The sequence below is a fragment of the Streptomyces sp. AMJ-169 genome, assembly GCF_055597585.1.
Genome location: NZ_JBVLTJ010000002.1, coordinates 546,432 through 570,382, shown reverse-complemented (window position 1 = coordinate 570,382; position 23,951 = coordinate 546,432). Strand labels below are relative to the sequence as shown.

General features: G+C 70.0%; 23 protein-coding genes and 1 tRNA gene. 12 read left to right on the top strand and 12 right to left on the bottom strand.

What is annotated here, in order from left to right:
* Nucleotides 1-337 precede the first annotated feature (337 nt).
* The gene (locus ACYUD3_RS07170; RefSeq protein ID WP_470965407.1) at nucleotides 338-1,300 is read left to right on the top strand and encodes a L,D-transpeptidase family protein; all 963 of its coding nucleotides are present in this window, start codon (nucleotides 338-340) and stop codon (nucleotides 1,298-1,300) included.
* Nucleotides 1,297-2,340 (top strand): serine hydrolase, encoded by a 1,044-nt coding sequence (locus tag ACYUD3_RS07165; protein ID WP_470965404.1) that lies wholly within the window; start codon nucleotides 1,297-1,299, stop codon nucleotides 2,338-2,340. The genes ACYUD3_RS07170 and ACYUD3_RS07165 overlap by 4 nt, the downstream gene beginning before the upstream one ends.
* 139 nt (nucleotides 2,341-2,479) lie before the next feature.
* Here ACYUD3_RS07165 and ACYUD3_RS07160 read toward each other — a convergent pair whose 3' ends face one another.
* The 4 genes from ACYUD3_RS07160 to ACYUD3_RS07145 all read right to left on the bottom strand — a co-directional run bounded on the left by ACYUD3_RS07160 (nucleotide 2,480) and on the right by ACYUD3_RS07145 (nucleotide 6,423).
* On the bottom strand, nucleotides 2,480-2,884 hold the full coding sequence (locus ACYUD3_RS07160) for a hypothetical protein (protein ID WP_470965400.1): 405 nt from the start codon (nucleotides 2,882-2,884) through the stop codon (nucleotides 2,480-2,482).
* A 77-nt stretch (nucleotides 2,885-2,961) separates the two neighbouring features.
* Nucleotides 2,962-3,972 (bottom strand): PucR family transcriptional regulator, encoded by a 1,011-nt coding sequence (locus tag ACYUD3_RS07155; RefSeq protein ID WP_470966066.1) that lies wholly within the window; start codon nucleotides 3,970-3,972, stop codon nucleotides 2,962-2,964.
* A 166-nt stretch (nucleotides 3,973-4,138) separates the two neighbouring features.
* Nucleotides 4,139-5,335 (bottom strand): cation:proton antiporter, encoded by a 1,197-nt coding sequence (locus tag ACYUD3_RS07150; RefSeq protein WP_470965397.1) that lies wholly within the window; start codon nucleotides 5,333-5,335, stop codon nucleotides 4,139-4,141.
* 416 nt (nucleotides 5,336-5,751) lie between these two features.
* Nucleotides 5,752-6,423 (bottom strand): DUF5324 family protein, encoded by a 672-nt coding sequence (locus tag ACYUD3_RS07145; protein WP_470965394.1) that lies wholly within the window; start codon nucleotides 6,421-6,423, stop codon nucleotides 5,752-5,754.
* Between the two features lie 182 nt (nucleotides 6,424-6,605).
* Between ACYUD3_RS07145 and ACYUD3_RS07140 the strand changes: the two genes are divergently transcribed.
* Complete coding sequence (locus tag ACYUD3_RS07140) at nucleotides 6,606-7,124, top strand: peptidylprolyl isomerase (protein WP_470965391.1); 519 nt, start codon at nucleotides 6,606-6,608, stop codon at nucleotides 7,122-7,124.
* A 100-nt stretch (nucleotides 7,125-7,224) separates the two neighbouring features.
* Nucleotides 7,225-8,139, top strand: a complete 915-nt coding sequence (locus ACYUD3_RS07135) for a rhomboid family intramembrane serine protease (protein ID WP_470965388.1) — start codon at nucleotides 7,225-7,227, stop codon at nucleotides 8,137-8,139.
* A gap of 257 nt (nucleotides 8,140-8,396) precedes the next feature.
* Here ACYUD3_RS07135 and crgA read toward each other — a convergent pair whose 3' ends face one another.
* Nucleotides 8,397-8,651, bottom strand: coding sequence for a cell division protein CrgA (gene crgA / locus ACYUD3_RS07130; protein ID WP_470965385.1), 255 nt, complete (start codon nucleotides 8,649-8,651; stop codon nucleotides 8,397-8,399).
* 94 nt (nucleotides 8,652-8,745) lie between these two features.
* Between crgA and ACYUD3_RS07125 the strand changes: the two genes are divergently transcribed.
* From ACYUD3_RS07125 to ACYUD3_RS07100, 6 genes are read left to right on the top strand one after another with little or no spacing between them, the layout of a single operon-like run.
* Entirely contained in the window at nucleotides 8,746-9,534 is a 789-nt protein-coding gene (locus tag ACYUD3_RS07125; protein WP_470965382.1) for a DUF881 domain-containing protein, read from the top strand.
* 28 nt (nucleotides 9,535-9,562) lie between these two features.
* Nucleotides 9,563-10,225, top strand: coding sequence for a class E sortase (locus ACYUD3_RS07120; RefSeq protein WP_470966063.1), 663 nt, complete (start codon nucleotides 9,563-9,565; stop codon nucleotides 10,223-10,225).
* 16 nt (nucleotides 10,226-10,241) lie between these two features.
* Entirely contained in the window at nucleotides 10,242-10,439 is a 198-nt protein-coding gene (locus ACYUD3_RS07115; protein ID WP_193555068.1) for a hypothetical protein, read from the top strand.
* Nucleotides 10,436-11,074, top strand: a complete 639-nt coding sequence (locus ACYUD3_RS07110) for an aminodeoxychorismate/anthranilate synthase component II (protein ID WP_470965378.1) — start codon at nucleotides 10,436-10,438, stop codon at nucleotides 11,072-11,074. Before ACYUD3_RS07115 ends, ACYUD3_RS07110 begins: the two co-directional genes overlap by 4 nt.
* On the top strand, nucleotides 11,071-12,069 hold the full coding sequence (locus ACYUD3_RS07105) for a class E sortase (protein WP_470965375.1): 999 nt from the start codon (nucleotides 11,071-11,073) through the stop codon (nucleotides 12,067-12,069). Before ACYUD3_RS07110 ends, ACYUD3_RS07105 begins: the two co-directional genes overlap by 4 nt.
* A gap of 12 nt (nucleotides 12,070-12,081) precedes the next feature.
* Entirely contained in the window at nucleotides 12,082-12,807 is a 726-nt protein-coding gene (locus ACYUD3_RS07100; RefSeq protein WP_470965371.1) for a class E sortase, read from the top strand.
* Here the strand turns inward: ACYUD3_RS07100 and pknB are convergent.
* The 6 genes from pknB to ACYUD3_RS07070 form a co-directional block, all read right to left on the bottom strand.
* Nucleotides 12,804-14,825: a Stk1 family PASTA domain-containing Ser/Thr kinase gene (gene pknB, locus ACYUD3_RS07095; RefSeq protein ID WP_470965368.1), complete on the bottom strand. Its 2,022-nt coding sequence runs from the start codon at nucleotides 14,823-14,825 to the stop codon at nucleotides 12,804-12,806. The genes ACYUD3_RS07100 and pknB overlap by 4 nt on opposite strands.
* A gap of 159 nt (nucleotides 14,826-14,984) precedes the next feature.
* Nucleotides 14,985-16,448, bottom strand: a complete 1,464-nt coding sequence (locus ACYUD3_RS07090; protein ID WP_470965365.1) for a peptidoglycan D,D-transpeptidase FtsI family protein — start codon at nucleotides 16,446-16,448, stop codon at nucleotides 14,985-14,987.
* Nucleotides 16,445-17,884: an FtsW/RodA/SpoVE family cell cycle protein gene (locus ACYUD3_RS07085; RefSeq protein WP_470965362.1), complete on the bottom strand. Its 1,440-nt coding sequence runs from the start codon at nucleotides 17,882-17,884 to the stop codon at nucleotides 16,445-16,447. The genes ACYUD3_RS07090 and ACYUD3_RS07085 overlap by 4 nt, the downstream gene beginning before the upstream one ends.
* A 27-nt stretch (nucleotides 17,885-17,911) precedes the next feature.
* Complete coding sequence (locus ACYUD3_RS07080) at nucleotides 17,912-19,408, bottom strand: Stp1/IreP family PP2C-type Ser/Thr phosphatase (RefSeq protein WP_470966060.1); 1,497 nt, start codon at nucleotides 19,406-19,408, stop codon at nucleotides 17,912-17,914.
* 104 nt (nucleotides 19,409-19,512) lie between these two features.
* Complete coding sequence (locus ACYUD3_RS07075) at nucleotides 19,513-20,052, bottom strand: FHA domain-containing protein FhaB/FipA (protein ID WP_470965359.1); 540 nt, start codon at nucleotides 20,050-20,052, stop codon at nucleotides 19,513-19,515.
* A 10-nt stretch (nucleotides 20,053-20,062) separates the two neighbouring features.
* Nucleotides 20,063-20,923: an FhaA domain-containing protein gene (locus ACYUD3_RS07070; RefSeq protein WP_470965357.1), complete on the bottom strand. Its 861-nt coding sequence runs from the start codon at nucleotides 20,921-20,923 to the stop codon at nucleotides 20,063-20,065.
* A gap of 392 nt (nucleotides 20,924-21,315) precedes the next feature.
* On the opposite strand from ACYUD3_RS07070, the gene ACYUD3_RS07065 reads away from it, so the two are divergent.
* A tRNA-Leu gene (locus ACYUD3_RS07065) sits at nucleotides 21,316-21,399 on the top strand.
* Between the two features lie 105 nt (nucleotides 21,400-21,504).
* Here the strand turns inward: ACYUD3_RS07065 and ACYUD3_RS07060 are convergent.
* Nucleotides 21,505-22,050 (bottom strand): hypothetical protein, encoded by a 546-nt coding sequence (locus ACYUD3_RS07060; protein WP_470965354.1) that lies wholly within the window; start codon nucleotides 22,048-22,050, stop codon nucleotides 21,505-21,507.
* A gap of 229 nt (nucleotides 22,051-22,279) precedes the next feature.
* Between ACYUD3_RS07060 and ACYUD3_RS07055 the strand changes: the two genes are divergently transcribed.
* The gene (locus tag ACYUD3_RS07055) at nucleotides 22,280-23,683 is read left to right on the top strand and encodes a DUF2252 domain-containing protein (protein ID WP_470965351.1); all 1,404 of its coding nucleotides are present in this window, start codon (nucleotides 22,280-22,282) and stop codon (nucleotides 23,681-23,683) included.
* Nucleotides 23,684-23,951: the final 268 nt, after the last annotated feature.

Sequence of the window (23,951 nt, the reverse complement as noted above, 5' to 3'; positions counted from 1 at the left end):
GAGAGCCCCCGAGGCCCCCATCCCTGCGCGAGCCGATGCCGCACCTCCCGCACATGCCGAGGTCGAACCCCTCGCACGAGCCGAGGCCGCATCCCCTGCGCAAGCAGAGGTCGACCCCCCTGCGCAAGCCGCCGCAGCCCTTGCTCCCACGCGAGCTGCCATGGCCTCCGCTCTCACACGAGCCGCCGAATCGCCTACCCCCGCGCAGGTCGAGGCCGCGCCTCCCGCACATGCCGAGGTCGAACCTCTCGCGCGGGCCGAGGCCGCATCCCCCGCGCAAACAGAGGTCGACCCCCCTGTGCAAGCCGCCGCAGCCCCCGCTCCCACGCGAGCTGCCATGGCCTCCGCTCTCACACGAGCCGCCGAATCGCCCACCCCCGCACAAGCTGCCGCCGCACTTCCCGCGCGAGCCCCCAAGGCCCCCATCTCTGCGCGAGCCGATGCCGCACTTCCCGCGCGAGCCGATGTCGAACCCCTCGCGCGAGCCGCCGAATCCCCCACCCTCGCGCGACCCCCCGAGATCCCCATTGCCACGCGAGCCGTCGCCCCCGCGCGAGCCCCCGAAGCCCCCGCCCCCGCGCAAGCTGCCGTCACCCCCACCCCCGCACAAGCCCCCGCCCCCTGCACCGCCGGCACCGGCCCCTACCAACGCCAGCTGGAAACCCACCTCAAGCTCCCGGTCGACGGACGCCAATCCCCCGCCGACTGCCAGGCGATCCGCGCCTTCCAGACCCGCCAGTCCCTCCGCCCCGCGAACGGCTACGCAGGCCTCGCGACGTACCGGATGATGCTGGTCGTCGAGGCCGCGAAGAACCCGAACGCCGCGGGGAAGTGCCCGGTCCGTTCCTACCGGGTCGCCTGTGTCGACCTCACCCGTCAGCTGATGTGGGTGCAGCGGGGCCGCGATATCACCTACCCGCCGGTCCCGGTCCGCTCGGGCCGCGACGGCGCCGAGACCCGTACCGGCTGGCACCGCGTGTACTGGCGCGACGAGGACCACTACTCCGACCTGTACGACAACGCCCCCATGCCGTACGCCCAGTTCTTCGACGGAGGCCAGGCCCTGCACGGCACCTACGGCGACCTCTTCGCGGGCGGCTCCCACGGCTGCGTCAACCTCCGCTACGCCGACGCCCGCAGACTCTGGACGAACCTGGAGCTGGAGGACGCGGTCTACGTCTACGGCGTGAAACCGGGCACGGAGAGAACCGCCCCGCACCCCCAGCCGTACGACGTCCCCCAGCCGTACGACCCCCCGCCCGCCGTCATCACCCCACCCCCGAACCCGGCCCACGCATGAAGCCCCCGCCCGCCTGGCACGCCCTCCCCGCCCTGTGCGCCGCAGCGATCCTGACCACGGCACCCCCGGCCCACGCCGCAACGCCCCACGCCGCAACGCCCCACGCCGCAACGCCCCACGCTGCAACGCCCCACCCCGAGACAGCTCGCGCCACAACGCCCCACACCGAAACACCGCAGACACCCCCGCCCCACACCGACAAGACCCACACCGACAAAACCCACACCGCCCCCCAACTCTCCTGCACCTCCGACACCCCACCCCTAGCCGACCGACTCCGCAAAAGCATCGGCACCGCCCTCTCCGGCCGCGAAGGCACGATCGCCGTCGGTGTCCACGACCGCACCACCAACTCCCGCTGCTCCCTGCGCACCACCACCCCCTTCGACGCGGCGAGCGTCGTCAAGGTGAGCGTCCTGGCCGCCCTCCTCTGGGACGCCCAGAACCACGACCGCTCCCTGACGGCCGAGGAGAGATCCCTGGCCACATCGATGATCACGAAGTCCAGCAACAGCGCGACGGACACCCTCTGGAGCCAGCTCGGCCTCACGAAGATCCGCCGCTTCCTCACCGCCGCCGACATGACCCAGACCGACCCCAACCCCTACGGCTACTGGGGCCTGACCCAGCTCACGGTCCGCGACCAGCAACGCCTCACGGCCCTCCTCACCACCCCCAACAAGGTCCTGACGGCCACCTCACGCACCTACGTCCTCGACCTGATGAGCAAGGTCGTGAAGGACCAGAAGTGGGGTACGACCGCCGGAGCCCCCGCCACCGTCACCGCGCACGTCAAGAACGGCTGGCTCCCGAGGGAGTCGCACGGCTGGCGGGTGCACAGCAGCGGGGTCTTCATCGGCGGCGGCCGGACATACACGATCACCGTCCTGACCCACGGCAACGACAGCATGGAGTACGGCGTGACGACGATCCAGCGGATCGCCCGGGCCGTGCATACGACGCTGACGCCGGAGGAGCGCACAGGAGACCGCTACGAGCCGACGAACAGACCGCACGAGACGATCCCGAGGGTGCCCTAGCCCGAGCAACTCCAGGAACCCGAAGCCCCCCTGAACCCCCCGGCCCCGCTCAGCCGTGTTTCACGTGAAACACCCTTCCGGCGACGTTTCACGTGAAACACACCCCCCAACGCCGCCCCCCAACGCGCCCCTCACCCCCCTACTCCACCCCCGGCGAAACCCTCCGATACGCCGCCCTCGCATCCAGCATCCGCGCCAACGCCGTCCCCAACAACGCTGCCCCCAACAGACAGCACAGCCACAACACATCCCGGGAGACCGTCCACGTCAGAATCCCCGTCGGCGGGATCGCGAAGCCGTTGAGGAAGAGCCAGCACAGGACGGCCGTACCGGGAGCCGCCGTGAAGCGGGCGCAGAGGCCGAGGAGGGCGGCGAGGGCGGAGAGGACGGTCAGGGCGAGGACCGGACGGTCCATGCCGACGGTGGTGTTGAGCACCGCGACCAGCAGCAGCGCGCCCGCGGACGCCCCGGCCCACACCAGCGGCGTCGCCACCGGCTCGGGCACGGGCCGGGCACCGGTGCCGAAGTGGGTCCACTCGATCATGCCGACACATCCTTTCGCGCCCCACAGGGCACCCGATTCTCCCATCCACTGCGGTCAGTTGAGATCTGTCCGGCTCATCACAGCGGTCTGGAAGGCCAGTTGAGGAGCCGTGCCCCGATGGCGGCCGTCTGGAGGGTGTACCGCTGCGCGGGGTCGGCGGGGTCGATGCCGGTCAGGGTGTGGATGCGTTCCAGCCGGTAGGTCAGGGCGCGCACGCTCAGCGAGAGCTGCCGGGCCGCGGCTGCCGCGACGCAGCCGGTGTCGAAGTAGGCGGTCAGGGTGTCCAGCAGGGGCTGGGCCCCGCCGCGCGCCTGCTCCAGGGGGTGCAGGGTGTGGTGGACGAGGTCGACGAGGGCTTGGCGGTCGCGGGCCAGTACGGGGAAGACCAGGAGGTCGGCGGCGCGCAGCAGGGGATCGTCGAAGCCCATCCGCTGGGCGACGTCGAGGGCGTTCAGCGCCTCCTCGTAGGAGTGGCCGATGCCGACGGGGCCGGTGCGGGTGCGGCCGATCGCGACCTGGCCCGCCCCCTCGGTCGTGGCGTGCACGAGTTTGGCGAAGTGGACGAGGACGTCCTCCTGGTCGCCGGGGGCCACGCACACCATCCGTCCGTCCTTGGTGGTGAACAGGATGCGCCGGCCCTCGAACCGCGCGAACAGCTCGCCGGCGACCTGTCTGGGGACGGGGTCGGTCTCGTCGTAGACCTCGGGGCCCTCCGCGACGGCGACGGCGTGGGCGCGGGAGAGGCGCAGTCCGAACCGTTCGGAGCGGGCGGCGAGTTGGCCGGGATCGCCGAGGCCGTGCAGCAGATCGTCGATGAACTCCCGCCGCGCGGCCTCCTCTTTGCGCACGACGAGCCGCTGGGCGCGGTCGTAGCCGTCGGCGAAGGCGTCGACGGCCTGTTCCAGGACGCTCAGCACGCTGTCGAGGTCGGCGCGGGGCGGCCGGTGTGCGCGGCCGGCGGCGAGATAGGCCCGCACCAGCTGCCGCCAGCCGACGCCGGCCTCCGCGGCGCGTGCCCCGAGCGCGCGCCGTGACTCGATCTCGTCGCGGGTGAGCCGCCGCCCGGTCCCCGCGGCGTCCACCAGCATCTCCGCGAACCCCTCCACGAACAGGGCCTCACCGACACCCAGTACCCCCTCCACGCCGTACGCCTCCTCACTGGTCACCTGTGCGCTACGACGCCTGCCGGGGGCACCCGGGTTCTGGGCGCCGGTACGGCGGGCCGGGCGGGGGACGGATCGGCGTACCGTGCGTTCAGCCGCTCGCATGGGCGGCCTCCCGTTGGGCGGCGCCGACGCGGGCCGGCTTGGGCAGCCGGCGGACCAGGGGTTCGGTCCAGCGGGCGGTGAGCGGGCCGAGCAGGACGAGGATGAGGACGTAGGCGGTGGCGAGCGGGCCGATGCGGGGTTCCACCCCGACCGCGAGGCCGGCGATGACGATGGAGAACTCGCCGCGCGCGACGAGAACTCCACCGGCCCGCCAGCGGCCCGCGACGGAGATGCCCGCCCGGCGTGCGGCCCAGTAGCCGGTGGCGATCTTCGTGCAGCTGGTGACGAACGCGAGGGCCAGGGCGGGGAGCAGGACCGGGGGGATGGCCGTGGGGTCGGTGTGCAGTCCGAAGAAGACGAAGAAGACGGCCGCGAAGAGGTCCCGCAGCGGGGTCAGCAGGGCTCCGGCGCCCTCCGCGACCTCGCCGGACAGGGCGATGCCGACGAGGAACGCGCCGACGGCGGCGGAGACTTGGAGGTGCTGGGCGATCCCGGCGACCAGCAGGGTCAGGCCGAGGACGACGAGCAGCAGCAGTTCGGCGCTGTCGGAGGCGACGGCCCTGCTGACCAGCCGGCCGTGCCGCAGCGCGACGTACAGGACCGCGCCCACGGTGCCCAGCGAGATCAGCAGCGTCACCGCCCCGCCCGCGAGGCTCACCCCGGCGAGGACGGCGGTGAGGATGGGCAGGTAGACGGCCATCGCGAGGTCTTCCATGACCAGGATGCCGAGGACGACCGGCGTCTCCCGGTTGCCGAGCCGGCGCAGTTCCCCGAGGACCTTGGCGATCACCCCGGACGACGAGATCCAGGTGACCCCGGCGAGCGCGACGGCGGCCACCGGCCCCCAGCCGAGCAGCAGCGCCATCACCGCGCCGGGGGTCGCGTTGAGGACGAAGTCGACTGCGCCGGAGGGGTATTGGGTGCGAAGGGTGGTGACCAGCTCGGACGCGCTGTACTCCAGGCCGAGCAGCAGAAGCAGCAGGACGACGCCGATCTCGGCGCCGGTCGCGACGAACTCCTCGCTGGCCTCCATGGGGAAGATGCCGCCCTGGCCGAAGGCGAGCCCGGCGAGGAGGTACAGGGGTATCGGGGAGAAGCCCACGCGTCCGGCGAGGCGTCCCAGCAGACCCAGGGCGAGGATCATCGCCCCGAGTTCTATGAGCATGGCGGTGGTGTCGTGCACGGGTGGGTGACCTCCGTCGGATCGGCGCGGTCGTGGGCACGTCGTACGGGCGACGTGTGAAGTGGGCGGTGCGGAAGGGGAGTTGGCGAGTCAGTGGTGATACGGCAGACGGGCGCCGGTCGCGGGGAGGGGACCGGCGGCTGCGGCAGCGCTAGAGGCTGCGGTCGGTATCAGGTACGCCGTCGCGGGCGGCGTTGTCGACACGTACGGTACGAATGCCCTGGTACATGTCACGCCCCTCTCGTCCAACGCGCGTAGGTATGCGATCTCGCGTAAGTATTCGGTAAATAACTTTACCGTAGCTCTCCTTGCCGCGCGGCAAGTTGGGGAGGTCCGGTGCGCGAAGGATCACCCAACGCACGCCAAAGGGCCCGGTGTTTCACGTGAAACACCGGGCCCTGTACAGGCGATCCGAGTCAGCCGCGCCCCTCCCGGTGCGCCGCCTCTTCCGCCTCCTTCGCCGCCACCTCAGGATCGAGCCCGTCGACGGACTTGAGCCCCACCTCGGTGGCCTCCGGCGGCTCGACCAGCCAGTCGGGGTTGGCCTGCCGGTCCCACCACTTCCAGGCCGCGTAGGCACCGCCGGCGACGAGGCCGAGGACGAGCGCGGTCTTGGCGAACCCGGCGGCCCGGCAGCGCCGCCGGTTCGCGCGGGCCAGCTTCTCGATCTGCTGCGGAGTGACCCCGCCGCGCAGCGCGGCCAGCGCGGCGGCGCCCCGCAGCGCGGCCTCCTCCCGGGCGGGCCCGGCCGCGGCCACCGCCTGCTCGATCCGGGGCCGGGAGTACTCGGCGGCCTGCCGGGCGGCCAGCATGGTCCGGGCCGCGGTCTCCTGGGCGGCCTGGTCGAGCTTCGGCGGCACATGGGTGCGGGCCTGCTCGATCCGCGGCGCCACATGGGTGCCGTACTGGGCCCGGGCCTGCTCGGCGGCGAGGGACATCTTCGGCGCGAGCCGGACACGGGCTTCCTGTGCGTACTGTGCGGCCAGTTCCTTGGCCGTGTCGGCGTAGGGCGCCACCGCTTCCGCGGCGTGCAGCACGCTGTCCTTCGCCGTACCGGTCGCGGCGCGCACGCTGTCGATGCGGGTCACAACAACCTCCTTCTCGGTGGCGTTGGGGGTTCAGCCCTTTTATCTGCTGTCCACCCCTTTGCGGATCATGCCTGTTTCCGGCGCCCGGGGCGCGCGGAGGCGGGCATACGGGTGCCGGAAGACGGGGGCCGGGCGGCCGTGCGAGGATCGGGGGGTTAAAGAAGTCGACGAAAGGCACACCCGTGGCCGAGAAGCTCTACGCCACCCTCAAGACCAACCACGGCGACATCGAGATCGAACTGTTCCCGAACCACGCCCCGAAGACGGTCGAGAACTTCGTCGGGCTCGCTACGGGTGAGCGTCAGTGGACCGACCCGAAGACCGGCCAGCCGCGTACGGACAGCCTGTACGCCGGGACCGTCTTCCACCGGGTTATCTCCGGCTTCATGATCCAGGGCGGTGACCCGCTGGGCAATGGCACCGGCGGCCCCGGCTACCGGTTCGCGGACGAGTTCCACCCCGAGCTGAAGTTCAGCGAGCCCTACCTGCTGGCCATGGCCAACGCCGGTCCGGGCACCAACGGCTCGCAGTTCTTCATCACCGTGGGCCCGACCCCGCACCTGAACAACCGCCACACCATCTTCGGCAAGGTCACCCAGGGCGCCGAGGTCGTGGACGCGATCGCCAAGGCCCCGACCGGCCGCAACGACCGCCCGGTGAAGGACGTCGTCATCGAGTCCGTCGTCGTCGAGAAGCGCTGACCTTCTCAAACGGCACCCCTTCCTGGGAGGATCCCCGGGAACCTTTCGCCCCGCTCGTCCGTAGGGAAGAGCGGGGCAATGTGTTGCATACGACCCACCCATGACCCGCGAGGGGGACCCTGTGGACCAGGCGCAAGGCGGGCGGCCGGAGGCCCCCGGGCTGTCCGGCTGTTACCGCCACCCGGACCGTGAGACCGGCGTGCGCTGCACCCGCTGCGAGCGTCCGATCTGCCCGGAGTGCATGGTCAGCGCCTCGGTCGGCTTCCAGTGCCCGGAGTGCGTACGGACCGGCTCGGGGACGGGACACGCGCCGACGGCGAACCGGCCGCGCACGATCGCGGGCGGCACCATCGCGTCCGACCCCCGGCTGGTCACGAAGATCATCCTGGGCGTCTGCGTCGCCGTGTTCCTGGTCCAGCAGGCCAAGGGCAACGCGTTCACCGACCGGTTCGACCTCATCGGCCGCGCCTGGGTGCCCTACCTCAGCGAGACCCAGATCCAGGGCGTCGCCGAGGGCCAGTGGTACCGCCTGGTGACCTCGATGTTCCTGCACGGCAGCTACATCCACATCCTGTCGAACATGCTGAGCCTGTGGTGGATCGGCGGCCCGTTGGAGGCGGCGCTCGGCCGGGCCCGGTACCTCACGCTGTATTTCGTCTCCGGTCTGGCCGGTTCCGCGCTGACGTATCTGCTCGCCGAGCCCAACGCGGCCTCCCTCGGCGCGTCCGGCGCGATCTTCGGCCTCTTCGGCGCGATCGCGGTCCTGGTCCGCCGCCAGCGCTACGACATGCGGCCGATCATCGCGATGCTGGTGATCAACCTCATCATCACGTTCGGGTTCAGCGGCATCGCCTGGCAGGCCCATATCGGCGGGCTCGTCGCGGGCGTCGGGATCGGCGTCGCGATGGTCTACGCGCCCCGGGAGCGGCGGGCGCTGATCCAGTACGGGGTCTGTGCGCTGGTGCTGGCCGCCGTGGTCGTCGTCACGCTGTTGAGGACCGCTCAGCTCACCTGAGCGACCACTTGTCCACAGTGTGTGGCAGGTCCTGTGCACATTGTGCGAGAACAGCTGCGCCCCCTGTCACCGACCGGCGTTTTCGCAGGTCGGACAGGGGGCGTACGGGTTTTCGAAGACCGGTTGATTCGTCGTACCGGCGTCAACACCCGAGAGGTTATCCACAGATCGTCGTTCTTTTTCCCCACCGTGTGGACAACAAGCCCTGGCCTGTGGATAACTCACCGAACAGCTGTGGTCAGAGCCTGCTCAGCGGGCTACTTCCACTGTGTGGAGACACCGAACCCGGCGGCGATGAAACCGAAGCCGACCACGATGTTCCAGTTCCCCAGCGCGTCCAGGGGCAGTGAACCGTCGGTGACATAGAAGACCACGATCCAGGCCAGCCCGATCAGGAACATCGCCAGCATCACCGGCACCACCCAGGAGCTGCTGCCCAGCTTGATGCTGGTCGCCTGCTTCGCCGGGGGCGGCGTGTAATCGGCCTTCTTACGGATACGTGACTTCGGCACGAGGGTCTCTCCTGCTGGCAAGGGGGACACAGAGCGCTCCCACGGGCGTCCGTTAGCGTAGTGCTTCTACGGCGCCGAAGGAGATAACGGTACGTTGAGCAATTCTGCCGACTCCCCCGGGACAGGATCAACGGGTTCCCGCCCAGGCCGCACGGCCCGGGTCCGGCCGATGCGGATGCTGACGGCCGCCGTCTTCGCTCTCGCGGGGCTGATCTTCTTCACGAGCTTCGACACCGCCAAGGGTACGAACATCCGCACGGACGCCTCCCTGCTGAAGCTCAGCGACCTGATCCAGGAGCGCAGCCGCAAGAACGGCGAGCAGGACGAGGCCAACGCGGGCGTGCGCCGGCAGATCGAGACCCTGACCGAGGCGGACAAGACCCCGGGCGCCGCCGAGGACGGAAAACTCGCCGCCCTGGAGGCCGTGGCCGGCACCGAACCCCTCAAGGGCAAGGCCCTCACCGTCACCCTCGACGACGCCCCGCCGAACGCCACCGCCAAGCTCCCCGGCTACCCCGAGCCCCAGCCCGACTACCTGGTCATCCACCAGCAGGACCTCCAGGCAGTCGTCAACGCCCTCTGGCAGGGCGGCGCCCAGGGCATCAAGGTCATGGACCAGCGCCTCATCTCCACCAGCGCCGTCCGCTGCGTCGGCAACACCCTGATCCTCCAGGGCCGCGTCTACTCCCCGCCCTACAAGATCCAGGCCGTCGGCGACCCCCAGAAACTCAAAGAGGCCCTCGGCGCCGCCAAGGCGATCCAGAACTACATGGTCTACGTCGACGTCTACGGCCTCGGCTGGAAGGTCACCGACGACGGCACGGTGACTCTGCCCGGCTACTCGGGCACAGTGGACCTGCACTACGCCAAGCCCGTGGAGTAGCTCACGCCGCCAGGGGGCCTTCGTGTCATTGCGGGGGATCGTCAGGACCGTCAGCGAACTGTGCCTCACCGCCGGCACCCTGATCGTCCTCTTCGTCGTCTACGTGCTCTTCTGGACCGGCGTCCGGGCCGACCACGACATGGCGGTCCAGGTCCAGCGGCTCGAAACCCGCTGGCAGCAACCCCGGCCCCAGGCGTCCCCAGCGATACCGAAGACATATGCGCAGGGGCAGCCCTTCGCCGTGATGTACATCCCCCGCCTTGGTTTCACGTGGAACAAGCCCGTCCTCCAGGGCACCGACACCGCCACCCTGCAAAAGGGCCTCGGCCACTACGCGGACACCGCCGCCCTCGGCCAGATCGGCAACTTCGCCGTCGCGGGCCACCGCCGCACTTACGGCGACCCCTTCAAGGACTTCCCCGAACTGCGCCCCGGCGACGCGGTCGTGCTCAGCGACGGCACGACCTGGTTCACGTATCGGATCGACAAAGGCCCCTACAAAACCGTTCCCACCGACGTTGAGGTGATCGACCCTGTCCCACGTACCTCGGGGTACACCGGCCCGGGCCGGTATCTCACGCTGACCACGTGCGATCCGGAATGGGGCCACAGCCACCGGCTCATCGTCTGGGGGCACCTCGACTCCACACAGCCTGTGGACGAAGGCAAGCCCGCCGCCCTGCGCCGTTAGTCTGGTGCGGTACGGCGTGAGTCTGGTGCCGTGGTACGACGGAAGGGACGGCATGTACGGCTGGATCTGGCGGCATCTGCCAGGCAATGCGTGGATCAAGGCACTGATCTCGATCGTGCTGGTCCTGGCTGTCGTCTACGTCCTCTTCCAGTACGTCTTCCCGTGGGCCGAACCGCTGCTTCCCTTCAACGATGTGACGGTGGACAACCAGTGAGCGCGCGCATTCTCGTCGTCGACAACTACGACAGCTTCGTCTTCAACCTGGTCCAGTACCTGTACCAGCTGGGCGCCGAGTGCGAGGTCCTGCGCAACGACGAGGTCTCCACCTCGCATGCCCAGGACAGTTTCGACGGCGTTCTGCTCTCGCCCGGCCCCGGCACCCCCGAGGAGGCCGGCGTCTGCATCGAGATGGTCCGGCACTGCGCCGCGACCGGCGTCCCCGTCTTCGGTGTCTGCCTCGGTATGCAGTCCATGCAGGTCGCCTACGGCGGCGTCGTCGACCGCGCGCCCGAGCTGCTGCACGGCAAGACCTCCCTCGTGGAGCACACCGGCAAGGGCGTCTTCGCGGGCCTGCCCAGCCCCTTCACGGCGACCCGCTACCACTCCCTCGCGGCCGAACCCGCGACCGTCCCCGCCGAGCTCGAGGTCACCGCCCGCACCGAGGACGGCATCATCATGGGCCTGCGCCACCGGGAACTCCCCGTCGAGGGCGTCCAGTTCCACCCCGAGTCGGTCCTCACCGAGCACGGGCACCGGATGCTGGCCAACTGGCTCACCGAGTGCGGCGACCACGACGCGGTGGCGAGGTCGGCGGGGCTCGCCCCGGTGGTGGGCAGGGCCACGGCGTGACCGCGCTGCGCCCCGAGCGCGAGGAGTCGTACGGGGGCGGGGCCGCGTACGGCTACGGCGGTTACGACGGTCCGGCCGACGAGGAGACCGTGGCGCTGCGGATATCCGGGCTCCCTTTCGGCGGTGAGCCCATATCCGCCTCTGCGGGGACCGCAGACGGCTCCGGCGCTCTGCTGCCGCTCGGGGGGCGCGCGGCCCGCAGAAAGGCCGCCAAGGGGCACGGGGGCCGTCGTAGGCGTGGTGGTGAGCCAGCCGCCTTGCCGCAGGCATCCTCGGCGCCGCTGTCGCGGGTCGAGGCGCGGCGGCAGGCGAAGGCGCGCAAGCCCGGGGCCGCGGTGGTCGCGAGCCGGGCGGTCGGGGAAGTGTTCATCACGACCGGTGTGCTGATGCTGCTGTTCGTCAGCTACCAGCTGTGGTGGACGAACGTCCGCGCGCACGCGCAGGCCGGCAGCGAGGCCAGCAAGCTCCAGGACGACTGGTCCAGCGGCAAGCGCGAGGTCGGCACGTTCTCCGCGGGACAGGGGTTCGCGCTGCTGCACATCCCCAAGCTCGACGTCGTCGTCCCCATCGCCGAGGGCGTCAGCAACAAGCAGGTGCTCGACAAGGGGATGGTCGGGCACTACGGCGAGGGCGCGCTGACGACGGCCATGCCGGACGCGAAGACCGGGAACTTCGGGCTCGCCGGGCACCGCAACACCCATGGCGAGCCGTTCCGCTACATCAACCGTTTGCAGCCCGGTGACGCGATCGTCGTAGAGACGCAGGACGAGTACTACGTCTACAAGATGGCCTCCATGCTGCCGGTCACCTCGCCCAGTAATACCAGCGTTTTGGACGCGATTCCGCCCGGTTCCGGGTTCACGCGGCCCGGCCGTTACATCACCCTGACGACGTGCACCCCGGAGTTCACCAGTAAGTACAGGTTGATCGTCTGGGGCAAGATGGTCGAGGAACGGCCGCGCAGCAAGGGGAAGCCGGATGCGCTCGTCGAGTAGGGGCGAAGACACGTGACAGCGACGACCGACGTACCGCACACCGGCACCCCCGCGCCCCGGCGCCGGGGCGGGCGGCTGGCGACGGCCGTCAGCGTCCTGGGGGAACTGCTCATCACCGCCGGGCTGATCCTCGGCCTGTTCGTCGCCTACTCCCTGTGGTGGACCAACGTCATCGCCGACCGCAACGCCGGGCGGGAGGCGGACAAGGTCCGGGAGGACTGGGCGAAGCCCGAGACGCCGGGCGCGCTCGACACCAAGGAGGGCATCGGCTTCCTCCACGTCCCCGCCATGAAGAACGGCGAGGTGCTGGTGGAGAAGGGCACCGACTCCGACGTCCTCAACGAAGGTGTCGCCGGCTACTACACCGACCCCGTGGCGGCCACGCTCCCCACGAGCGGCAAGGAGGGCAACTTCACCCTCGCCGCGCACCGCGACGGCCACGGCGCCAAGTTCCACGACATCGACAAGCTGAAGAACGGCGACCCGATCGTCTTCGAGACCCGGGACACCTGGTTCGTCTACAAGGTCTTCTCGATCCTCCCCGAGACCTCGAAGTACAACGTCAAGGTCCTCTCCCAGATCCCGAAGGAAGCGGGCACGGAGAAGGCGGGCCACTACATCACCCTGACCACCTGCACCCCGGTCTACACGAGCCGCTACCGGTACGTGGTCTGGGGCGAACTGGTCCGGACCGAGAAGGTCGACGCGGCCCGGACCCCGCCCAAGGAACTCGGCTAGTCCTCCGTGCGGAGCGACGTCCCCGTCGCTCCGCCGAAGAAGGTGCCGCCCCCGTTGTTGTTGCCGCCGTTGTTGCCGTTGTTCGTGGCGATGGCGATCAGGTTGACCGTGGTGCCCTTGTTCACCGTGCTGCCCGGGCTCGGGTCGGAGCCGATGACCTGGGCGTTGTCGTCCTGGGAGCCGGTGATGTTGCCGACGTTCAGGCCCGCGTTCTGGATGGCCTGCTTGGCGTCCTTCAGGGACAGGCCCTGGAGGTTGTTCGGGACCTGGGTCTGGACGCTCCGGCCGATCTGGATCTGGACCGTCGAGCCCTTGTCGGCCTGGGAGCCGATGGACGGGCTGGTCGAGACGACCTTGTCGACCTGGTTCTGGTCCTGGACGTCCACCTCGGTGCAGTTGCCGCTCAGCCCGTTCTGCTGCATCCGCGACTTGGCGTCCGCGCAGTTGAGGCCCGAGACGTCAGGGACCGTCGCCTTCTCCTCGGCCTTCGCGACCGTGAGGGTGATCGTCGTGCCCTTCTCGACCTCGCTGCCCAGCTTCGGGTCCTGGTCGAGGACGGTGCCCTCGGTCTCGGAGGAGACCTGGGTCTTCGTCTTCACCGTGAACTGGTACTCGTCGCCCTCAAGGAGCGACGTCGCCGCGTCCACGTCCTTGCCCAGGACACTCGGCACCGCGACCTTCGGCGCCCCGGTCGAGACGACCAGAGTGACCGTCGACTGCTTGTCGACCGTCGTCCCCGCCTTCGGGTCCTGCGAACAGACCTTCCCGGTCTCGGTGTTCTCGCAGGGCTTCTTGGTGATCGTCAGCTTGAGATCGGAGTTGGTCGCCATCTGCTGCGCCTGCGTCTCCGTCTGGTCGACGAAGTTCGGCGCGGGGAAGGAGTTGTTGCTGACCCCGTCGCTCCCGAAGAACTGCTTCCCGATGAAGATCGCCCCGATCAGCACCAGGATCGCCGCGACCACGAGCACGATCGTCGAGGTGTTCGACTTCTTCTGCTGCTGCCGGCGCCGGCCCTGCCGGTCGTCGTAGCCGAAGCCGTCGTCCCCGGGACCGCCCGCGCCCATCGGCGGCATCATCGTCGTCGCGCCCGCGTCGGCGCCCCGCATCGCGGTCGTCGCCTGGTCGTCGCCGTAGCCGCCGTACCCGACCGCGCCGAACGCGGCCGTGGCCTGGACCGGCTGGCCGTCGAGGCAGGCCTCGATGTCGGCGCGCATCTGGTCGGCCGACTGGTAGCGGTAGGCGGGGTCCTTGACGAGGGCCTTGAGGACGATCGCGTCCATCTCCGGAGTGATCTCCGGGTCGAAGACCGACGGGGGCTGCGGCTCCTCGCGGACGTGCTGGTAGGCGACGGCCACCGGGGAGTCGCCCACGAAGGGCGGCCGGACCGTCAGCAGCTCGTAGAGGAGACAGCCCGTCGAGTACAGGTCGGATCTCGCGTCCACCTGCTCACCCTTGGCCTGCTCCGGCGAGAGGTACTGGGCGGTGCCGATGACCGCGGAGGTCTGCGTCATCGTCATCCCGGAGTCGCCCATCGCGCGGGCGATGCCGAAGTCCATGACCTTGACCTGGCCGGTGCGCGTCAGCATGACGTTCGCCGGCTTGATGTCGCGGTGCACGATCCCGCTGCGGTGCGCGTACTCCAGGCCCTGGAGGATGCCGATCGTCATCTCCATCGAGCGCTCCGGCAGCAGCTTGCGCCCGGAGTGCAGGAGTTCGCGCAGCGTGGAGCCGTCGACGTACTCCATGACGATGTACGGGATCGAGACCCCGTCGATGTAGTCCTCGCCCGTGTCGTAGACCGCCACGATCGCGGGGTGGTTGAGAGAGGCGGCCGACTGGGCCTCCCGGCGGAACCGGGCCTGGAAGGAAGGGTCGCGCGCGAGGTCCGCGCGCAGCGTCTTCACCGCCACGGTGCGTCCCAGGCGGGTGTCATGCGCGAGGTAGACCTCCGCCATGCCACCACGGCCGAGCACCTGGCCCAGCTCGTACCGGCCGCCGAGGCGACGCGGCTCTTCCATGTCTACTACCAGCCCTCTCCGTCGGTCTGGGCCCGCGGGCCCGAGGCTGCCGTCCGGGCATACGCTACCCGGCTCGCTCTGTGTGACCTGGCCAAGCCTGTTACTCGATACCGGACCGGTATCGCAACGTGCGCCGATCCGGTGCCGACGTGAGCGGGGTCACTTCTTGCTGCCGATGACTGCCTTCATCACGTCCCGCGCGATCGGCGCCGCGAGACCGCCGCCGGAGATGTCGTCACGGTTGGCGGAGCCGTCCTCGACGACCACCGCGACCGCGACCGGCGAGGAGCCGTCGGACAGCTTGGCGTAGGAGATGAACCAGGCGTACGGCTTCTCGCTGTTGTTGAGGCCGTGCTGGGCGGTACCGGTCTTGCCGCCGACGGTGACGCCGTCGATCTGGGCGTTGGTCCCGGTACCCGTCTTGACCACCGTCTCCATCATCTGCTGGAGCTTCTGCGCGGTCGCGGAGGAGACCGCCTGGTCCAGGACCTGCGGCTCGGTGGTGGAGAGGGTGTCGAGGTTCGGCGCCTTGAGCGAGTCGACCATGTACGGCTTCATCAGCTTGCCGTCGTCGGCGATCGCGGAGGCGACCATGGCCATCTGGAGCGGCGTGGTGCGCGTCGAGCCCTGGCCGATGCCGTCGAGGATGTTCTGCGGCCGGTTGTCCTCGGGGAAGACCGACTCGGCGGCGCGCACGGGGGTGTCCAGCTTCGCCTCGTTGAAGCCGAACTTCTCCGCCTGCGCGATCATCTTCTTGTTGCCGACGTCGTCGGACATCTTGCCGAAGACGGTGTTGCAGGAGATCCGCAGCGCCTCGCGCAGGCTGACGTTCTCGCAGGTGCCGTGCTCGTTGGTGAGCTTGCTCGTGGACAGCGGCAGCGGCAGCGGGTCCGGGGTGGTGGTCGCGTCGTCGATCCCCGAGACCACGCCGTTCTCCAGCGCCGCGGCGGCCGTGACGACCTTGAACGTCGACCCCGGCGGGTACGTCTCGCGCAGCGCCCGGTTCAGCATCGGGTCGTCGGCGTTCTTCGTCTTCTGGAGCGCGTTCCACGCCACGGAGTCCTTGTCGGACTTCCCCGCGAACGTCGAGGGGTCGTACGACGGCGTCGAGACCAGCGCCAGGATCTTGCCGGTGGCCGGGTCGATCGCGGCGACCGCGCCCTTCTTGTCGCCCAGGCCCTCGTACGCGGCCTTCTGCGCGGCGGCGTTGAGGGTGGTGACGACGCTGCCGCCCTCGCGCTGCTTGCCGGTGAGCATGTCCAGGGTGTTGCGGAAGAAGAGGCGGTCGTCGGTGCCGGAGAGGATGCCGTCCTCCAGCTTCTCCAGCTGGGTGGAGCCGAACGCCTGCGACGAGTACCCGGTGATCGGCGCCCACATCGCGCCGTCCTTCCAGGTCCGCTTGTACTTGTAGTCGCCGGTGGTCTCCACCGAGCCGGTGATCGCCTTGCCGTCGACGATGATGTCGCCGCGCGGGATCGAGTAGCGGGTGATGTTGACGCGGCGGTTGTTGGTGTCGCTCGCCAGCTCGTTCGCCTTGGCGTACTGGAGCCAGTTGTCGCGCCCCAGCAGGGCGAGGATGAGCAGGCCGCAGAAGACCGCGACGCGGCGCAGGGGTTTGTTCATGAGGGACGGACCACCTGGGTCATCTCGGCGTCGGGGTTCGAGGCGGGGGCCGGGGCCGGGCGGCGGGCCGTGTCGCTGATCCGGATGAGGATGCCGATGAGCGCCCAGTTGGCGATCACCGACGAACCGCCGTACGCGAGGAACGGCATGGTCATACCGGTCAGCGGGATCAGGCCCATGACACCGCCGGCGACGACGAACACCTGGAGGGCGAACGCGCCGGACAGGCCGATGGCGAGGAGCTTGCCGAAGGGGTCGCGGGCGGCGAGGGCGGTACGGATGCCGCGCTCGACGATCAGCCCGTACAGCAGCAGCAGCGCCATGAGGCCGGCCAGGCCCAGTTCCTCGCCGAAGGTGGCGAGGATGAAGTCGGAGTTGGCGGCGAACCGGATCAGCTCGGAGTGGCCCTGGCCCCAGCCGGTGCCCAGCGTGCCGCCGGAGCCGAACGCCCACAGCGCCTGCATGGCCTGCTCGGAGTGGCCCGCCTGGCCCGCCTGGGAGAGCTTGTACTCGTTGAACGGGTCCATCCACGCCTGGACGCGCTGCTGGACGTGCGGTTCGAAGCTGGCGACGCCGACCGCGCCGGCCGAGGACATCAGCAGACCGAAGACGATCCAGCTGGTCCGCTCGGTGGCGACGTACAGCATGATCACGAACATGCCGAAGAACAGCAGCGAGGTGCCGAGGTCGGTCTCGAAGACCAGGATCAGGATCGACAGGAACCAGACGACCAGGATCGGCCCGAGGTCGCGTCCGCGCGGCAGGTAGAGCCCGAGGAAGCGGCGGCTGGCGAGGGCCAGGGCGTCGCGCTTCACCATCAGGTAGCCGGCGAAGAAGATCGCCAGCACGATCTTCGCGAACTCACCGGGCTGGATGGAGAATCCGGCGACCGAGATCCAGATCTTCGCGCCGTAGATGTTCTGCCCGAGGCCGGGCACCAGCGGCAGCAGCAGCAGGACGATCGCGCCGGCCATCGAGATGTACGTGTAGCGCTGGAGGACCCGGTGGTCCTTGAGGAAGATCAGCACCACGATGAAGAACGCGATGCCCAGCGCCGTGTACAGCAGCTGCCGGGGCGCCGCGGTCCCGGCCTGGTTGATCTGCTGGAGCAGCTTCGACTGGTCGAGCCGCCAGATGGCGACCAGCCCCAGACCGTTCAGCAGCGTCGCCAGCGGCAGCAGCAGCGGGTCCGCGTAGGGCGCGAACTTCCGTACGACGAGGTGGGCGACGCCGGCCAGCAGGCCGAGGCCCAGGCCGTAGGCGAGCAGCCCGGACGGCACCTGCTCGTTGATGGCGAGGCCCACGTTGGCGTAGGCGAACACCGGGATGAGGACCGCGAAGACCAGCAGTCCCAGCTCGGTGTTGCGTCTGCTCGGCGCGCCGATGGCACCGATCGTGGACGTGTGGTGCGTCGGCGTGTTGGTAGTGCTGCTCATCGTGTGACGGGGCCTCTCACGGCTTGCCTATTGCTTGCCGCACAGCGAGACGACCTCTTTCTCTTCCTCCGAGAGGGTGGGGCCGGGGCTGGGTTCGGCGGACGGGGTGGCCTTCGCCGACGTGCTCGGAGCGGGTGTGGCCGGTGAGGTCGAGGTCGACGGGCTGGGCGATGCCTTGGACGTGGACGAGGACGATCCGGTTCCCGAACCGGCGTCCTCCGTCTGCTTCTTGCAGGCGGAGGCCTGGACGGCGAGTTCGTCGATCTTCTTCTCGGCGTTGCCGAGGCTGCCGGCCGAGATCGTGGCCTCGACCTGCTTCTGCTGGTACTGCGGCAGGTACTTGAGTTCGATCTCGGGGTGGTCCTTCTCCACCTGCGACAGCGACAGCCAGGCCAGGTCCTGGCTGATCCCCCGGTACAGGGCGAGGTGTTCGCCCTTGGCGCCGACGTAGTACTGGGTCTGCGTCCAGCGCCAGCCGCCGTAGAGCCCGCCGCCGATGACGGCGAGGGCGAGGGCGGTGTAGAGGGAGCGCTTGAGCCACTTGCGGCCCGCGCCCGGCTTCACGAAGTCGTCGTCGGAGTACTCCCCGAAGCTGCCCGCGGGGATGAACCCGGTCACGTCGCCGGAGCCGGGCGGCCCGAACTCGCCGCCGCCGGGGGCCCGGTGGCGCCCGAGGCTGGCCGCGCGTCCGGCCGGGGTCTGCATGATCCCGTTGTCGTGCGGCTGCTGATGCTGGTTCTCGGCGACGGCGCCGACGACGACCGGGGTGTCGTACAGCCGCCCCGAGAGAGTGTCGCCGGTGTCGAGGTCGAGGACGTCCGCGACGATCACGGTGATGTTGTCGGGTCCGCCGCCGCGCAGGGCGAGCTGGATGAGCTCCTGGACGGTCTCCTGGGGGCCCTGGTAGCACGCCAGGGTCTCTTCCAGGGTCTGGTGGGAGACGACGCCGGAGAGGCCGTCGGAGCAGATCAAATACCGGTCGCCCGCCCGGACTTCACGGATGGAGAGGTCGGGTTCGACATGGTCGCCGGAGCCGAGCGCCCGCATCAGCAGGGAGCGCTGCGGGTGGGTCGTCGCCTCCTCCTCGGTGATCCGCCCCTCGTCGACCAGCCGCTGCACCCACGTGTGGTCCTGCGTGATCTGGGTCAGCACCCCGTCGCGCAGCAGATAGGCGCGCGAGTCGCCGACGTGGACGAGGCCCAGGCGCTGGCCGGTCCACAGCAGGGCGGTGAGGGTCGTCCCCATGCCCTCCAGCTGCGGGTCCTCGTCGACCAGCGAGCGCAGCTGGTCGTTGGCGCGCTGGACGGCCGTGCCGAGGGAGGTGAGGACGTCGGAGCCGGGGATGTCCTCGTCGAGCGCGACGATCGTGGAGATCGCCTCCGAGGAGGCCACCTCGCCGGCGGCGGCGCCGCCCATGCCGTCGGCGATGGCGAGCAGGCGGGGGCCCGCGTAACCGGAGTCCTCGTTGCCCTCGCGGATCATGCCCTTGTGCGATCCGGCGGCGAAGCGCAGTGACAGGCTCATGCGCACCCCGCCCGTCGGCTCCGGGTACAGCCGGTCGTGTCGCGCCACGCCGCCCACCCTCCCGCTGTGTGCCCGCTCCGCTCGCGCTCACTCATGATGCAGCACTACTTCCGCAGCTCGATGACGGTCTTGCCGATGCGGATCGGCGCGCCCAGCGGGATCGGCGTGGGGGTCGTCAGCCGCGTTCGGTCGAGGTACGTGCCATTGGTGGAGTTCAGGTCCTCGACGATCCAGTTGCCGTCGCGGTCCGGGTAGATCCTGGCATGGCGGCTGGAGGCGTAGTCGTCGTCCAGCACGATCGTCGAGTCGTGCGCCCGGCCCAGCGTGATGGTCTGCCCCTGGAGCGCGACCGTGGTGCCCGTGAGGGTGCCCTCGGAGACGACCAGCTTGGACGGGGCGTTACGGCCCCTGCGCCCCCCGGAGGCGGGCTGCTGCTGGCGCTGCTGCGGTGGCGCTGCGGTCTGCTGGCGCTGGGCCTGCTGCTGGCCGCGGCCGTCACCGCGCCGCCCGCCGCGCTGCGAGCCGCGCTGGGTGACGCGCGTACCGAACAGGTCGCTGCGGATGACCTGCACGGCCACGATCACGAACAGCCACAGGACGGCCAGGAAACCCAGCCGCATGACCGTGAGGGTCAGCTCTGACATTGCCCCCGCTTCACCCTTCGGCTTGCCTATAGATAACGGTGGTGCTGCCCACGACGATCCGCGAGCCGTCGCGGAGCGTAGCGCGGGTGGTGTGCTGTCCGTCCACCACGATGCCGTTGGTGGAGCCGAGGTCCTGCACGGTCGACGGCGATCCGGTGCGGATCTCGGCGTGCCGGCGGGAGACTCCCGGGTCGTCGATGCGGACGTCGGCCTCGGTGGAGCGGCCGAGGACCAGGGTGGGGCGGGTGATCTGGTGGCGGTTGCCGTTGATCTCGACCCAGTGGCGGGTGCGGGAGCCGGGGGCGGGGGCGCCGGCTAGGCCGCCGCCTTGTGCTTGTCCGGCGGTTCCTTGTCCAGGAGGCGGGTAGCCGTATCCGCCCGGGCGTCCGCCGGGGGGAGGGCCGGGGGGCATGGGGGGCGCGGCGGGGTGCTGCTGGCCTTGCGGCTGGCCGCCGTACGGGCTGTTGCCGCCGGGTACGGGGGCCTCGCTGCTGCTGGACCCGGCGAGGGTGCGGCTGCGGACCCGGTACAGGCCGGTGTCGAGGTCGTCCGCCTTCTCCAGGCTGACCTTGATCGGGCCCATGAACGTGTAGCGCTGCTGCTTCGCGTAGTCGCGCACCATTCCGGCCAGTTCGTCGCCGAGCTGTCCGGAATAGGGGCTGAGCCGCTCGTAGTCGGGCGTGCTCAGCTCGACGATGAAGTCGTTCGGTACGACCGTGCGGTCCCGGTTCCAGATCTGGGCGTTGTTGTCGCACTCGCGCTGGAGCGCGCCGGCGATCTCCACGGGCTGGACCTCGGACTTGAACACCTTGGCGAAGGTGCCGTTGACCAGCCCTTCCAGGCGCTGCTCGAACTTCTTCAGGACTCCCATGGGGCACCTCCTCCGTCGTAGCTGGTGTTACTGATCGTATCCACGTGGCGGTGAATCAGCCGGTTCCCCGTGGAGAGCCGCTGCCCTGGATCGTAGAGGCGCTCAAGGACCAGTGTCCCGCACCCGACTGTGGAGCTCGCCCTGCTTGCCCCTGCTTGCCGGGAGAAGGGGGGGACACCGGTACGAGGTTGATACGTGATGGGCATCGGGGTGGGACAGGGGGGCGGGCGGTGGGGGTGCTCGGGGGGTGCTCGGGGGGTGCGGACCTGCGGGGACGGGGGGTCGTGGGGGGCTGGGAAGCGAGGTGATTCCTCCGTCCGGGGCGTGCTAATGTTCTGCATGTCGGAAGGGGCCAGCCCGAAAGGGTGCGGAACCGGAAGACACACCCAAATGCGCGGGTGGCGGAATAGGCAGACGCGCTGGATTCAGGTTCCAGTGCCCGCAAGGGCGTGGGGGTTCAACTCCCCCCTCGCGCACAGTGAGGCCCCTCAGCTCTTTGAGCTGGGGGGTCTTTTCGTTGTGTGTTGATGTTTGTTGGTGGGGCGGCGGTTGTGTGATTTTCCTTTGGTGTGAGGTGTCTCTCACCAGTGGGTCAGGTCGAACACCTCGGAGCAGTACGGGTCGACGGCGTCCGAGGGGTTGTACCGGAGCTGGTCGGCGGAGATGAGGGAGGGCAGGGCGGCGGCGAGCCCGGTGACGCCTGGGCTCACGGCGCCTGCTTCGTCGCGGGGGCCTGCGGGGGTGATTCCGGCTACTGCGGAGTGGAGGGCGTCGGTGAGGTCGAACTCGGGGCCGGTCTCCAGGTGTTGCCGTACTTCTTCGGCGGTGGGGGCGGGGCTCCGGCGTACTGCCTGGCGCAGGGCCGCGGCCAGGGTGGACACCGGGATGTTGTCTCCGTGGTGGTCCACCAAGGGCAGGTCGTAGGAGGCCGAGGTCTCGATGTCCTGGCCGTCCCAGACGATGACGCGTCCGGTGCCGCGTACGCCGGACGCCGGCAGGACGCCGCGTACGGTCGGGCCGCCGCCGAGGGGGGCGGCCGTGAACATGAGCATGCCTTGCACGAGGGAGGCCTGGAGCCGCGCGAGCCCTTCGTCGCTCAACCTGTTGCTCCACTGCTGCGTCGGCACGCGCTCACGGTACGCCGGGGTGGTGTTGTTCTTCGGGTGCCGCTGTGAGGAAGTTCTCACTGCGGTGGCGGGGGGCTTCCTGGGGTGGTGGCCGGTGGGGTGTCGCTTCGGGTGGGTGGGGAGGATTTCCACAAGTAGGGGGTTATCCACAGGGAGTGACGGGTTTTGGGTGGGGGCTGTAGCGTCGGGGCGAGTTGATGTTCGAGCGTGTGTGGGGGAGGCGGTTGTCGTGGCCGAAGGTGGGCGTGCGGGGCGGCGGTTGCCGCGGGTTGCCGGGTTCGCCGAAGAGGGGCGTGGGGCGGGCAAGGAGGAGGGGAAGGCGCTGCGGCGGCTGGTGCCGCGGTCGGCTCACCGGGAGTTCGAGGCCGACGCCGGCCGCCCGGACGCGGTGGCGGCCGTCGAGGAGTCCAACCAGGGCCGCATCGAGGAACTGACGCCCATAAGGGTGGGCCGCATGGCGGCCTCGCCGTTCGCGTTCCTGCGCGGCTCGGCGGGCCTCATGGCGTACGACCTCGCGCGCACGCCGTCCACGAGGATCACCGCCCAGCTCTGCGGCGACGCCCACGCCGCCAACTTCGGCCTGTACGGCGACGCGCGCGGCGGCCTGGTCATCGATCTGAACGACTTCGACGAGACCGTCGTCGGCCCCTGGGAGTGGGACCTGAAGCGGCTGGCGGCGTCGCTGGTGCTGGCCGGGCGGGAGGCCGGCGCGGATGAGGACGTGTGCCGTACGGCGGCCCACTACGCGGCGGGCTCCTACCGGCGCACGATGCGGCTGCTGGCCAAGCTGCCTGTCCTGGACGCCTGGAACGCCATCGCCGACGAGGAGTTGGTCTCCCACACCGACGCCCATGACCTGCTCGGCACCCTGGAGCGGGTCTCCGAGAAGGCCCGCGCCAACACCAGCGGGCGGTTCGCGGCGCGGTCGACCGAGCCGACGGAGGACGGCGGGCGGCGGTTCGTGGACGCGCTGCCCGTGCTGCGGCGGGTGGGGGACGCGGAGGCGGCGGCCGTGACGGCGTCCCTCGAGCACTATCTGACGACCGTCTCCGAGGACCGTCTCCCGCTGCTCGCCCGGCACACTGTCCATGACGTCGCGTTCCGGATCGTGGGGACGGGGAGTGTGGGGACGCGCTCGTACGTGGTCCTGCTCCTCGACCACCGGGGCGAGCCGCTCGTCCTCCAGGTGAAGGAGGCCCGGCCTTCCGTGCTCGTCCCGCATCTGCTGACGGCCGGTTTCGAGGCGGGGCCGGCCGAGCACGAGGGGCGGCGGGTCGTGCTCGGGCAGAAGCGGATGCAGGTCGTCAGCGACATCCTCCTGGGGTGGACCACCGTCGAGGGACGGCCTTTCCAGGTACGGCAGTTCCGCAATCGCAAGGGGAGCGTCGACCCGGCCGCGCTGGCCGCCGACCAGCTCGACGACTACGCCCGGATGACGGGGGCGCTGCTGGCCCGGGCCCATTCGCACAGCGCCGATCCCCGGGTGGTGGCGGGGTACTGCGGCAAGAGCGAGGAACTGGACGAGGCGGTGGCCGCGTTCGCGGTGGCCTACGCGGACCGGACCGAGGCGGATCATGCGGGGTTGGTGGGGGCTGTGCGGGTGGGGAGGGTGGCGGCGGAGATGGGGGTTTGAGGGGGCGGCTGGAGGTGGGGCGGCTGGTCGGAGGGGGTGGGTGGCTGGAGGTAGGGCGGTCGGCTGGAGGGGGTGGGTGGCTGGAGGTAGGGCGGTCGGTCGGCTGGCGGGGGCGGGGCTGTGTTGATGTGCGGCTCTGTCGCGTAAGCGCTCCGCGGGGCAGAGCCGTACCGGCACTTCGCCGGGAGGGAGCTGTACCGGTGCTTCGCCGGGAGCGTCGTACCCGGAGGCGGTCTGACCTGGTGCCCCCGGCGGAGCCCTTAGGCTG